9 protein-coding genes are annotated in these 13,090 nt (G+C 35.2%); 7 read left to right on the top strand and 2 right to left on the bottom strand.

Annotated elements, in window-relative coordinates:
- Window positions 1–92 precede the first annotated feature (92 nt).
- From ACFOWA_RS06130 to ACFOWA_RS06100, 7 genes are all read left to right on the top strand, one after another.
- Entirely contained in the window at window positions 93–1,316 is a 1,224-nt protein-coding gene (locus ACFOWA_RS06130) for a sterol desaturase family protein (RefSeq protein ID WP_378982852.1), read from the top strand.
- A 455-nt stretch (window positions 1,317–1,771) separates the two neighbouring features.
- Window positions 1,772–5,083 (top strand): SusC/RagA family TonB-linked outer membrane protein, encoded by a 3,312-nt coding sequence (locus tag ACFOWA_RS06125; protein ID WP_378982850.1) that lies wholly within the window; start codon window positions 1,772–1,774, stop codon window positions 5,081–5,083.
- 11 nt (window positions 5,084–5,094) lie between these two features.
- Entirely contained in the window at window positions 5,095–6,663 is a 1,569-nt protein-coding gene (locus ACFOWA_RS06120) for a SusD/RagB family nutrient-binding outer membrane lipoprotein (RefSeq protein WP_378982848.1), read from the top strand.
- Window positions 6,664–6,679: 16 nt separating this feature from the next.
- Entirely contained in the window at window positions 6,680–8,188 is a 1,509-nt protein-coding gene (locus ACFOWA_RS06115) for a DUF5689 domain-containing protein (RefSeq protein ID WP_378982845.1), read from the top strand.
- Between the two features lie 97 nt (window positions 8,189–8,285).
- On the top strand, window positions 8,286–9,695 hold the full coding sequence (locus ACFOWA_RS06110) for a calcineurin-like phosphoesterase C-terminal domain-containing protein (RefSeq protein ID WP_378982844.1): 1,410 nt from the start codon (window positions 8,286–8,288) through the stop codon (window positions 9,693–9,695).
- 18 nt (window positions 9,696–9,713) lie between these two features.
- Window positions 9,714–10,613, top strand: a complete 900-nt coding sequence (locus tag ACFOWA_RS06105) for a glycerophosphodiester phosphodiesterase family protein (RefSeq protein WP_378982841.1) — start codon at window positions 9,714–9,716, stop codon at window positions 10,611–10,613.
- A gap of 23 nt (window positions 10,614–10,636) precedes the next feature.
- Entirely contained in the window at window positions 10,637–11,332 is a 696-nt protein-coding gene (locus ACFOWA_RS06100) for a GDSL-type esterase/lipase family protein (protein ID WP_378982839.1), read from the top strand.
- Here the strand turns inward: ACFOWA_RS06100 and bioD are convergent.
- Window positions 11,321–11,929, bottom strand: a complete 609-nt coding sequence (gene bioD / locus ACFOWA_RS06095) for a dethiobiotin synthase (RefSeq protein WP_378982836.1) — start codon at window positions 11,927–11,929, stop codon at window positions 11,321–11,323. The genes ACFOWA_RS06100 and bioD overlap by 12 nt on opposite strands.
- Window positions 11,922–13,052 (bottom strand): aminotransferase class I/II-fold pyridoxal phosphate-dependent enzyme, encoded by a 1,131-nt coding sequence (locus tag ACFOWA_RS06090; RefSeq protein ID WP_378982833.1) that lies wholly within the window; start codon window positions 13,050–13,052, stop codon window positions 11,922–11,924. The genes bioD and ACFOWA_RS06090 overlap by 8 nt, the downstream gene beginning before the upstream one ends.
- Window positions 13,053–13,090 lie beyond the last annotated feature (38 nt).

The raw sequence follows: 13,090 nt of genomic DNA, 5'->3' as shown, positions 1-13,090 counted from the left end.
AAGTAATAAATGTGTAATAATTTAATATATAAAATCTGTAGATTAAGTAGAATATTTTATATGTTTGCTATGTTTTACCTATTTAATGCATAATGATAAATATCAATTACCTAGCATTCGCTATTCCTGCATTTTTCCTTTTTGTATTTATAGAATATGTTGTTGCGCAACATAAACATAAAATTAACGTATTTAAGTATGAAAGTTCTATTGCTAATTTTAGTGTAGGCATAGCTGAAAGATTGCTCAATTTGTTTATAGCAGCAAGTTTTTATCAGGTTTATAATTGGGTTTATCAAAATTATGCGTTGTTTAATATTTCTAACGAGTGGTATGTTTGGCTACTATTATTGCTTACCACAGATTTTGTTTGGTATTGGTACCATAGGTTAGGCCATGAAATTAATTTTCTTTGGGCTGCTCACATCGTACATCATCAAAGTGAAGAATTTAATCTCTCTGCCGCCGCCAGAATTACAACAATACAGGCCATATTTAGAAATGTTTTTTGGTGTGCTTTACCACTTATAGGCTTTCACCCAAGTATGATTATAACTATTCTACTTGTTCATGGAATGTATTCTTTCTTTACCCACACACAATTAATTGGTAAAGTAGGCTGGCTCGAGCATGTTTTTATTACTCCATCGCTTCATGGTGTTCATCATGCTTCAGATGAGAAGTATCTGGATAAAAACTATGGAGATGTGTTTGTTTTCTGGGATAAAATTTTTGGTACCTTTCAAATTGAAGAAGAAGCTCCGAAATATGGTTTAACGCATCCAATTAAAAGTTATAGTTTTTTATGGCAGCATTTTCATTATTATCTTGAAATAGCTGAGGCATATAAAAGAGCAAATACTGTTAAAGAAAAATGGGATGCCTTATTCGGTAGCCCTGCATTGATGAACCAAGATATTCGGCCTGAACTTGAAAAGAAATATATGCAACAAAAACAATCTGCAAGCAAAATCAAATTTAAAGGTTATTTGAATTTTCAGTTTGTTGTGGTCGTTGTGTTATTAACGTTTACAACTATGTTTTTTAGTGCGCTTTCTAATTTAGATAGCATTGCTATAGCTACATTCTTATTAATCACTTTAATAAATATTGGTGCTTTATTAGAGCAACGTAAATGGATTTACTACCTAGAATGCTTTAGATTAATTTTAGTTTTTGGTTATGTTTTTTACAAATTAAATATTTTAGAATTTTTAATAATTCCTGTGGTGGTGTTAATAGTGTTAGAAAGAGCGTTTTCTCTACGTAATTTATACTCAAAATACGTGTTAAGTAGCCACAATATTCATAATTGATGTTTCTTTATGTTTCGGTTTGATGTGAATGCATTATTGTTACATAACAGCATATCTACTCCAATTCAGCTTCCTTAAGATGTAGTAACAATATTATTACTGCAATATAGTCTCGCAAGGTTTACATAAATATTTATAGAAAATCATTCATTTCGGTAATAATAAGCCTTAATTTATAAAAATTTCTATAACTATCTACAAGCAAATCTATCAATCTTACAAATTAGGAGTAACTCAATAGCTAATTATTTTTTGTTTCGATTTGTTTTGCTAATTTTATTTATCGAAACATTTAAAAATATAAAACTAACAAATCGTAAGTTACGAGACTTTCCTTTCATAATTTTAACGATTAGTTAATATAGATTTAACGTGGGCAGACTTATTTTGCCGGTAATCCGGGTAGATAAATAAATTAATAATTTCCTATAATACTAACCGGATATAAAACAACTATGAACAAAATTTCTACCCTACAGAAATCCAGGTTTAAGTGCATGTGGCCAGTAAATGAAAACATACCTGAAAAACCTGGTAACAAGCATCAAAATTTTAATCCTTGCGCAAATTGGCTCAAATTAATTTTATTGCTACTTCTTGCACTGCCGTTTAATTATAACCTGGCAAATGCTCAGCAAACCGTTAAAAACATTACTATTAAAGGAACGGTTTTAGATGAAGATGACAACCAGCCTTTGATAGGAACAACCATTACCGATGCAAGTAAGAAAGTAATTGGCGTTACCAATAATGATGGTAATTATTCTATCACGGTTCCAGCCGGAACAACGATAGTTTTTAATATGCTGGGATTTACGGCGGTTAGCAGAGTTTTTAACAACAATGAAAGCAACATTACCATCCGTTTAAAATCTTCATCTAGTCAGCTAAATGATGTTGTGGTAACTGCTTTAGGCATTAAACGAGAAGAAAAATCTTTAGGTTATGCCACTACTAAAGTAGATAGCAGTGCTTTTACAAATGCAGTATCAAGCAACTGGACTGATGCACTATCTGGCAAAGTAGCCGGTTTAAATTTAGTTCGTAATAGCGGTCCGGCTGCATCAAATAAAATTATTCTACGTGGTGAGAATAACCTAACTGGTGATAATGAAGCTTTGATAGTAATTGATGGAGTAGTTGCAAGTAGCTCTGCCCGTCGTACAGCTGGTGCTTCTGGTGGGGTTTATGGTACTTCAGGAGATATAATGCCAACAGATTTTGGTTCAGCTTTAAATGATTTAAGTCCTGATGATATCGAAAGCGTTACTGTACTTAAAGGTCCGGGTGCATCAGCACTTTATGGCCAGCGTGGTGCAAATGGTGCAGTAATTATCACTACCAAATCAGGAAGTAAAACCAGCAAAAAACTAAATATTACATTCACCTCAAATAGTACCTGGGAAGAAGTAAGCAGAGGACCAGCTGTGCAAAATCAATTCGGTCAAGGTCAGTTTGGTGTTTCATATTTCTCTTACGGAACAACGGAGGATGGACCAAGTACAAACGGAACCAGTGCAAGTTGGGGCGCACCATTTAGTAATGGGGGTATGTTTTACCAATATGACCCTGCTACCAAAACAAGAGGTTTAACCAGAACACCATGGATGGCCTATGAAAATCCTGTTGATGCATTTTTCAAAACTGGTTTTGAATCTTCAAACTCTATAAGTTTAGATGGTGCTTACAAAAAGGTTGCAATGCGCTTTTCTGCTAGCCATGGCAATAACGATTGGATTGTTCCAAACACTGGATTAGAACGAACTTCTGTATCATACTCTGCTAATGCAGATGTTACCAAAAAACTGAATATAGCTTTTAAAGCCGCTTATAATAATAGGTTTAGCGATAATTTACCTGCTACAGGTTACGGGAATCAATCCTTAATGTATTGGTTCATGTTTGCACAACCCAATGTAAATACCGATTGGTATAGAGATTATTGGGCACCAGGATTAGTAAACAGGCAGTTTGTAAACATCACTACAACGAACCCTGAAAGTCCGTATGCTATTTCGGAACAATATATTAATAAACAACGTAGAAACGGGGTTCTAAGTAGTTTACAAGCCAATTATAAATTTACTGATGAGCTTAGCTTATTGGTTCGTGGTTCGATAGATTACAATCACGATATACGTGAAACGGAACGTCCATGGGATGCTGCCGGCAATAAATTTGCGCAAGGTTCTTATCGTATTCAGGATATAAATTCTTACGAAGTAAATGCTGATTTCTTATTGCGCTACGATAAAAAAATAACTGAATCTTTTAGAATGATAGCAAATGTTGGTGGTAGCCAAATGCGCAATCAATACAGTAAATCAGAACTACGTGCTGATGGATTGGTTGTGCCTGCCGTTTATAGCTTAACCAACAATGCAAGTCCCTTGGTTTCTGTACCAGATACCGCTCGCTACAGAATTAACAGTTTCTACGCTGCAATCTCATTCAGTTATAAAAATTATTTATACCTAGATTTAACTGGTCGCCAGGATTGGAGCAGTACATTGGCTACACCTTTTAGAACCGATAATGTTGGCTTTTTCTATCCATCGGCAAGTGCTTCCTTTATTCTTTCAGATTTTTGGAAATTGCCATCTCAAATCAGTTTCTTAAAATTAAGGGCTTCGGTTTCGCAAGTTGGTAGCGGTGGTACAACACCTTATCGAACGGCTTATAATTATAACTTGGCTTCGAATGGCATTTACCCCGATAGTGCAATGTCTAATCCAACAGTATTACCAAATCCTAATTTAAAACCACTAAAAACTACAACTATAGAAGTTGGTACGGAATTGCGATTGTTTAAAAACCGCTTGAATTTTGATTTCGCTGCTTATTTGGGTAATACGAAAAATCAAATTTTGAGTCGTATTGTTGATAGAGCAACAGGTTACAACGTTGCTGTATTTAACGTTGGTAAAGTAGAAAACAAAGGTATAGAACTAGCAGTAAATGGAACACCCATACAAGCTGGAAAATTTAGATGGGAACTAACAGGTACATTTTCTGCTAACCGAAACAAAATTGTTGAACTTGCCGATAGTTCTGTAGTATTAAGAACAGGTGCTTTGGGTGGTGGACAAATTGTTGCAAATGTTGGCGGCAGTATGGGCGATTTATATGGTAACGGATATTTGCGTTCGCCAGATGGCCAGATTGTTTATGATGCTGTAACAGGTAATGCTAAAACCTCTACAAGTTTGGTTTACTTAGGTAATACCATGCCTAAATTTAGATTTAGTTTTGGTACGACTTTAACTTACGGACAAATTAGCATAAATGGATTGTTTGATGCTCAACTTGGCGCTGTAGCACACTCACTAACGTTTTCTAGAATGGCATCCTTAGGTAAGCTTGATTTAACACTACCAGGCCGATACAATGGTGTAGTAGGCGATGGTGTTGTGCAAAACACTAACGGAACTTACCGACCAAACGATGTGGTAGCAACAAACCTAGAAAGCTTTTACACCTCGCTTTATGGTTCAGACCAAGCCGAAGGAAGCGTTTTTCGTACAGATTATTTAAAGTTTAGAGAAGCTAACGTAACCTTTGCATTCGGACAAAATTTTTTAAAGCGAATTGGTTTTACAAAAGTAACCATCGGTGCTTACGGTCGTAATTTATTTATCTGGTCGCCTTGGCCAGCATTCGACCCAGAGTTTGGTACCTTATCAGGAACTGATATTGTGCAGGGTTTTGAAACCGGACAGTTACCATCTACCAGAACTTATGGTGTACGTTTAGTTGTGGGGTTATAAAAGAGCAAAATATGAAAACGATAAAGAAAATAACCAACTATATATTATTAGCAGTTGTGAGCGTTTCGGCATTCTCCTGCAAAAAAGATTTTAACGAAGTAAATACCGACCCGATAGGTAAATCATCTGTTAACGCAAGTCAGCTTTTAGCACCGGCTTTGGTAAATGTTTTAAGTGCAAACTTAGTTCGAAACCGAAATTTCAATAACGAATTGATGCAGGTTACTGTTGACATTAGCGATGCGGAAGGAAAAGTTTTTAGATATGATTTAAGACGAAATTTAGCAGATTATACCTGGAATGCCTGGTATCCGGAATTAACTAATTTTCGTGATATTTATACAATTGCAAATAAACCAGAATCGTTAAATGCTTCTTACAAAGGCATATCTTTAGTTGCCCAGGCTTGGGTATTTCAATTGCTTACCGATGTTTATGGTGATGTACCTTATTCGCAGGCCAATCAAGGAAAAGATGGAGTTTACGAACCGGCATTTGATAAGCAAAAGGATATTTACCTGGATTTGTTTGCAAAGCTTGAAGAAGCAAATAAGTTGCTAGCCGAAGGAAAATCTATCATTGTAAGCAGCGACCCGGTTTATCAAGGTGATATTAGCAAATGGCGTAGATTTTGTAATTCATTATATTTAAGATTGTTGTTACGTGTATCTGGCAAAGCCGATGTTAGTGCCCAGGTTATTGCAAAAATTAAGGAAATAGCTGATACCAATAAAGCAACTTATCCTATAATGGAAAATAATACTCACACTGCTAAAATATTGTGGAACGGTACAAATAGCAGTACAGCTGTGTATTCTTCGCCATTTATGATAAACGTTAGAGCAGTTGATTTTAGAACACCTGCAATAACAAATTTCTTTATTGGTAATCTTGCAAATTGGGCCGATCCTCGTGTAAATACAACTTTCGGTGTTAATGGCGTAAGTAGATTTGGAATTGCACCCGGTCCGGCTGGTTTAATTGGTGTTCCAAGTGGTTATGATGCAGGAACATCTATAATCAAACAATCTTATTTCTATTCTGATGCACAAAACGCTGGTGTTACTTTACAAACCGACCCAAATACAGGCATAATAATGAATTGTGCTGAGGTTGATTTTATTTTAGCAGAAGCAGCAGCTAAAGGCTGGATTACAGGTACTGGCGAAAGTTATTATTTAAAAGGTATTGCCGATGCAATTAATTATTGGTTACCAACAAGATTTACATCCTCAGCAGATCCTGCTTTAACAAGTTATGTTGTTGCTGCAGATATCAATTGGAATAATAGTCTTCCTTTAGAAAATACTACAACCAATGCGGGAAGTAAAATGCAATTAATCCATTTGCAAAAATATTACGCCATGTTTTTAGTCGATTTACAGCAGTGGATTGAATATCGCAGAACGGGCCATCCATTTTTACCAAAAGGTACAGGTTTGGCAAATGGTGGCAGAATGCCAGCTCGTTTAAATTATCCTTTAGTTACACAATCAACCAACCCAACTAGTTATAGAAACGCTGTTGCCTCACAAGGAGCAGATGATATTAACACATTAGTTTGGTGGCAAAAACCTTAATCATATCAAAAATAATATGAAAAAGATACTTATTTATACCAGTGCGCTGATTTTATTCTGCAGCATTTGGTTAGGATGTAAACGCGAATCTGATTATGTTAAAGTATCAGTAAGCCCTTACATTTCCAATTTCGATTTGCGTAAGCTTTTTAAAAATGCTGACTTATCACTAAACACCGAAAATTTAGGCGGAGCAGATTTTATAAAAGGTGTAGTAATTTCCAATTATACAGGTAGCAATACACCTGCAGGTTTACTGGTTATTCAGAATAGTCGTATTGCTGGTAGCGGAATTGATTCGTTACGAGGCATTGCAATTAATATCGGTTCCGAAGCTTCAAAATACATTCCTGGTGATTCTGTGCATGTAAAAGTAACAGGTTCTACGCTAACAAGAATCAGCGGGATTCTGCAAATAACAGGCGTTTCTCCGACTAATATAGAGAAGAAAGCCTCTGGAAGAAACATAATAATTAGAGCCGTAAATACTGCATCATTAACCAGCAGACCGCAATATTACGAAAGCACATTGATTACAATTAGCAAAGGTAACGTAGATCCAGTTCCGGCGACAGGTGAAAAAGTTGTTGGCAATAAAACTATAAATGATGGTTTTGGCTCTGCTGTTGTTCATACAGAAGCAAGTGCTGCATTTGCCAATCAAGATTTAACCCAATTTGCAGACTTTACAGGAATTGTTTTCACTACATCAACAGGTCCGCAGGTTTGGCCACGTACTTTTGATGATATTTTTCCACTAGCAGTTATTAAACCTTCTGCTTTAGTAATTACAGGCTATCTGACCGATCCAACGGGAGCTGACAACAATTATGAATACATTCAATTTAAGGCAACAAGGGATATTAATTTTGCTACAACGCCTTATTCAATTGTAACTTGTAATAACGCAGGTATTTTAGCTGCACCAGCAACTGGTTGGGCTTTAGGTGGTGTTAGAACTTATAAAATTAACATCACTTCTGGTACCGTTAGAAAAGGGCAATTTTGTTATGTTGGCGGTAATAAAAACATCTGGGGTGCTAATTCAACCGATATTAGCTCTGCTGTTTGGTTAAGTAGCACACAATATTCTACTGTAAATAGTGTAGATTTTGGAACTGCTACAACAAACTTATTAGCCAATAGTGGTAACGTTGCCGGTATAGCTGTTTTTGATGGTATTAGAGTTGATGGAAATACCATTCCATTAGATGTAATTATGTATGGTGGTAATGGTGCTGTTTATTCTGCCGGTCCGCCAGAAGCGGGTTATAGAATTACCAATACAGATAAATATAGTACCATACAAAGCAGAAAAACGGTAGCATTTTATGGGGCAGGTACAAACACGAGCAAATTTGCATTTCCAACAACAACAGGTAATTTCACTCATCTTGGAGGTGTTTACGATGCTAAAACAGGTTTATGGAGTACCGGTAGAGCAGCTCAATTTATTACGCTTACATCAACTTCTCCTTTATCTGTTATAGAAACCGTACCTGGTTTTACTACCGTAGTTAATTAATTATCAGAAATACAGTCTTAAGCTTGTCGATTTATCTAAAGGTTCAATCGACAAGCTTAGTATTTTAATAATCCACTTCATCCTTCAAACACTAAAAATGAATAGAAGATCATTTATTCAGAAATCAACTTTATTAGGAACAACACTTTTCGTAAGCCTTAAATCCTTTTCCTTTACAAATTTATTGGATAATAAAGTTTCTGGTAAAATCACCAATAAAGGAAAAGGAGTTGTTAATGTTGTAGTTTCTGATGGTTATAATGTTGTTAAAACCGATAAATCAGGAAATTATATCATTGATATAAATCCGCTCGCCAAATTCGTGTGGATTAGCACACCTTCGGGTTTCGAGTTTAAAACAGAAAGTCACATAGCAAAATACTACGAAAGTGCACTTGGCAGAACCAATTTGAATTTCGAGCTAATGGCCTTGAAGCAAAATGATAACCGCCACAACTTTATCATCTGGGCAGATCCTCAAGTAAAAAATAAAAAAGACGTGGCCCAAATGATGGAAACCTCAGTTCCTGATACCATTAAAATTATAAAATCAATGGATCCAAAAATTCCTGTTCATGGAATTACGGTTGGTGATATTGTTTGGGATAACCATGAACTATTTGCAGATTATAACGCAGCAGTTGCAAAAATGGCTATTCCGTTTTTCCAGGCTTTGGGTAATCACGATATGGATTATAGAATGGGAGGTGATGAAACATCAGATAAAACCTTTCAAGAACATTATGGACCAACATATTATTCATTCAATCGCGGTAAAGCACATTATGTAGTTTTAGATGATGTTAGATATTTAGGCACAGAAAGGAACTACGATGGATTTATTTCTCAAACGCAATTGGATTGGTTAGCAAAAGATTTAAAATTTGTAGCCAAAGATGCTCTTCTGATTATTAATCTTCACATTCCGGTACATAATGCTGTAAAGAACAATACAGATTTTTATGCTGTTTTAAATGGATTTACGAATGTTCACATCATGTCTGGACATACGCATTACAACCGAAATGTAATTACAGATAATATTTTTGAACACAACCATGGCGCAGTTTGCGGTGCCTGGTGGACAGGCCTAATTTGCGAAGACGGCACTCCACGCGGATATGGCGTTTATGAAGTAAATGGAACAGAGTTGAAGTGGTTTTATCAGCCAACTGGATTATCCAAAAAAGAACAAGTTCACATTTATGTTGATGAATTGACCAACCAAAAAAGGCTTATCGCAAATGTTTGGAACTGGGACCCAATGTGGAAGGTAGAATATTTTCTGGATGGGAAAGCTATGGGAATTTTAGAGCAGCAAAAAGGTTACGATCCCTTATCAGTAAGTTTATATAAAGGTGATACATTGCCGGCTGGCAGAACATTCCCCGAACCAAGTAAAACCGACCATTTATTTATAGCGCATTTTGAACCTGCTATAAAAAATGTAAGAGTTGTTGCTACAGATAGATTTGGAGAGAAGTTTGAGGCCAGTTATACAGCTTAATTTAAAAAGATAAAACAGATGAAAATTTCTAAATCGTTGATTTTAATTTTTATGAGTGCCGTTACTTTTCAGGCAAATGCACAAGTTGCGAAATTCCCGGCTTTTAGTGCAGAAGCTCATCGTGGAGGTAGAGGCTTATGGCCAGAAAACACCATCTTAGCTATGCAAAACGCCATGAAAATTGATGGAATTACTACTCTCGAAATGGATACACACATTACCAAAGACGGTAAAGTTGTGGTAACTCATGATGATTATTTAAGTCCTGGGTTTATGCTTACTCCCGATGGAAAAGAAATCCCTGCTACCGACGCGAAAAAGTATCCAATTTTTCAAATGGATTATAAAGATTTGATGGCTTTTGATTTAGGTACCAAACCTTTGGCTGGTTTCCCACATCAACAGAAAATTAAAACGCATATCCCATTGCTTGCAGATCTAATTGATGCTGTTCAAAAAGACATCAAAAACAATAATACAAAGCAATTTTTTTACAATATAGAAACCAAATGTGATGCGCAAGGCGATGGTGTTACAAATCCTGAACCTGCCGTTTTCGTGAAGTTATTGATGGATGTTATCCAATCAAAAAAAATTACGCCTTATGTCGTTATTCAATCTTTTGATAAAAGAACCATTCAAATTATTCATGAAAAATATCCAAATGTTAAAACTTCATTTTTAGTTGCGAATAAAAAAACTTACGAAGAAAACATTGCAGATTTAGGTTTTAAACCCTTTATTTTAAGTCCGGTTTGGCAAATGGTTAATGCTGATTTAATTAGTAAAGCACATGCAGATGGTGTAAAGGTTATTCCGTGGACAGCAAATAAGTTAGAAGATATGAATATGCTAAGAGGATTAGGTGTTGATGGCATTATTTCTGACTATCCAGATATATTGGTAAAATCTAAATAATTACCTTTATTAAAATCTTCGATATGAAATCTTTCCTAACCAAAGTTACCTTTATTATACTGGCAACATTTGCATTTAACATGATTGATGCAAATGCTCAAATTGTTAAATGGGATAGTACTTACCGCCCAGGCAAATATGTAGAGCAAGTTGCAAAATTTAAGGCCGACCCAAAATCGAAGAAAGATTTCATATTTTTAGGCAACAGCATTACTGCCGGAACCGATTGGGCTAAACTTTTGAATTTACCTCAAGCTAAGAACAGAGGTATTTCTGGTGATATAACGTTTGGTGTTTTAGAACGTTTACAGGAGGTTATTGATAGGAAACCGGCTAAAGTTTTTATTTTAATTGGTATAAATGATATCTCAAGAAATATCCCCGATAGCATAATTCTGCGTAATTATAAATTAATGATTAACAGGATAAATCAAGGCTCGAAGAAAACGAAGATATATTTTACTACGCTTTTGCCTGTTAACAGCAGCTTTGAAAAGTTCAAAAATCATTATGGTAAGGATAATCACATCCTTTGGTTAAATGATGAAATCAGAAAATTCGAATCGAAAAAGGTAACTGTTGTAGATTTATATCCGGTTTTTGTTGACGATAACAAACGTTTAAAAGCCGAACTTACTAAAGATGGCTTGCACTTACTTGCAGAAGGTTATAAAGTTTGGGCCGATTACCTTCAGGCAAATAACTACTTAAAGCAATAACATTTCGCCAGCTCGTTTAACACTCTCCTTATTTATAATTTGCATCTGAGGAATATTCCCGAGGTATTTTACTTTTGAATATTGCAAAATATATCGTTGTGTTTCCAGGTTTTCATCACCATTAAAAATTATTCCTTTAATTTTAACTTGATATTGCTGAAGCATATTTATTGATAGTATGGTGTGGTTTATGCTTCCTAGATAGTTTTGAGAAACCAAAATTACTTCAACATTAAAATCTTTTATCAAATCTATCAAAAGTTGCTTTTCAGTTAAAGGCACCATTAAACCACCAGCACCTTCAATAATTAAATTATTGTTTGTTTCAGGTATTTTAATGTGGTTTAATTCGATTTCTATGCCATCTAACTTTGCTGATAAATGTGGTGATAGTGGCTGCGTAAGTCGGTATCTTTCCTTGTGGATGTATGTAATTTCATTGCTTATTAAATCTTTTACTGTTAAACTATCGCTATTTTCTAAATCTCCAGATTGAATTGGCTTCCAATAATCTGCCTTAAGTTTTTCTGTAAGTACGGCACTCACCAAAGTTTTACCAATTCCTGTACCAATACCGGTAACAAAATATTTAGCCATTTTTTTGTATTTCCTTTAAATTTGTAATTAACGATGTAATTTCTTCATCGGTGTTATAACTATGAAGGCAAATTCTTAAGCGTTCCTTACCAATAGCAACTGTCGGACTTAAGATTGCCCTAACATCAAAGCCTTTAGATTGCAGTAATGATGCAGCATATTTTGTTTCTGCATTTGATGAAAATAATACACCTTGAATCGGACTTTCACTATCCAAAACCTCTATTTCGAGTTCGTTAGTTAAACTTCTAAATAGTTTAATTTTATTTAATAGAATTGATGCATTGGATTTAGCCAACAATTTATAAGCACATTTTATAGATGCAATGTTGTGTAAAGGCGCCGCCGTTGTGTAAATAAACGAACGGGCAAAATTAACCAGGTAATTCCGTAGGTTATGGCTTCCTAAAATAATAGCACCATGTGTGCCTAAAGCTTTACCAAAAGTTACGATTCTTGCAAAAACCTTGTTTTGCAAACCCAATTGGTTAACCAAACCATCGCCCTTATTTCCGAAAATTCCGCTTGCATGCGCCTCATCTACAATCAGAGCAGCGTTGTATTTTTCGCAAAGCGATACAATTTCTGCTAATGGTGCAAAATCACCATCCATAGAATATACACTTTCTACAACTAAAAATACATTACCTGTAGCTATATTCAGCTTACTTTCTAAATCTGTAAGGTTGTTGTGGTTAAATTTATATCGATTTGCATAACTAAGTCTGCAACCATCAATTATACTGGCATGTATTAATTCATCGGTGATTATGGTATCACCACGTTGTGGAATGGAGGATAATAGACCCACGTTTGCATCGTAACCCGAATTAAAAATCAAGCCACTTTCTGCCTGATGATAATCTGCAATAAATTGTTCTGTATTTTCAATGTATTCCGTATTTCCACTTAATAATCTTGAGCCACCAGAACCATTTTTATAATTATAAACTTGCTTAATCTCTTCTTCAATTAATGCTTTAAGCTCTTCAGAACGAGCGAAACCTAAATAATCGTTAGAACAAAAATCAACAGGAGGGAAGATTGTATTTAATTTTCTTAGGGAAAGATCATTCCTTCTTACTTCTAACTTTCCTGCAATAAATTGTTCTACTTTATCCATTGCTCAAAAATAAAGAAAGCGTTCCGATTAACCGAAAC

The organism is Pedobacter lithocola (assembly GCF_042650845.1).
GTDB classification, from domain to species: domain Bacteria; phylum Bacteroidota; class Bacteroidia; order Sphingobacteriales; family Sphingobacteriaceae; genus Pedobacter; species Pedobacter lithocola.
The sequence above is the reverse complement of the archived record's forward strand: the minus strand, read 5'-3'. Positions and strand labels throughout refer to the sequence as shown.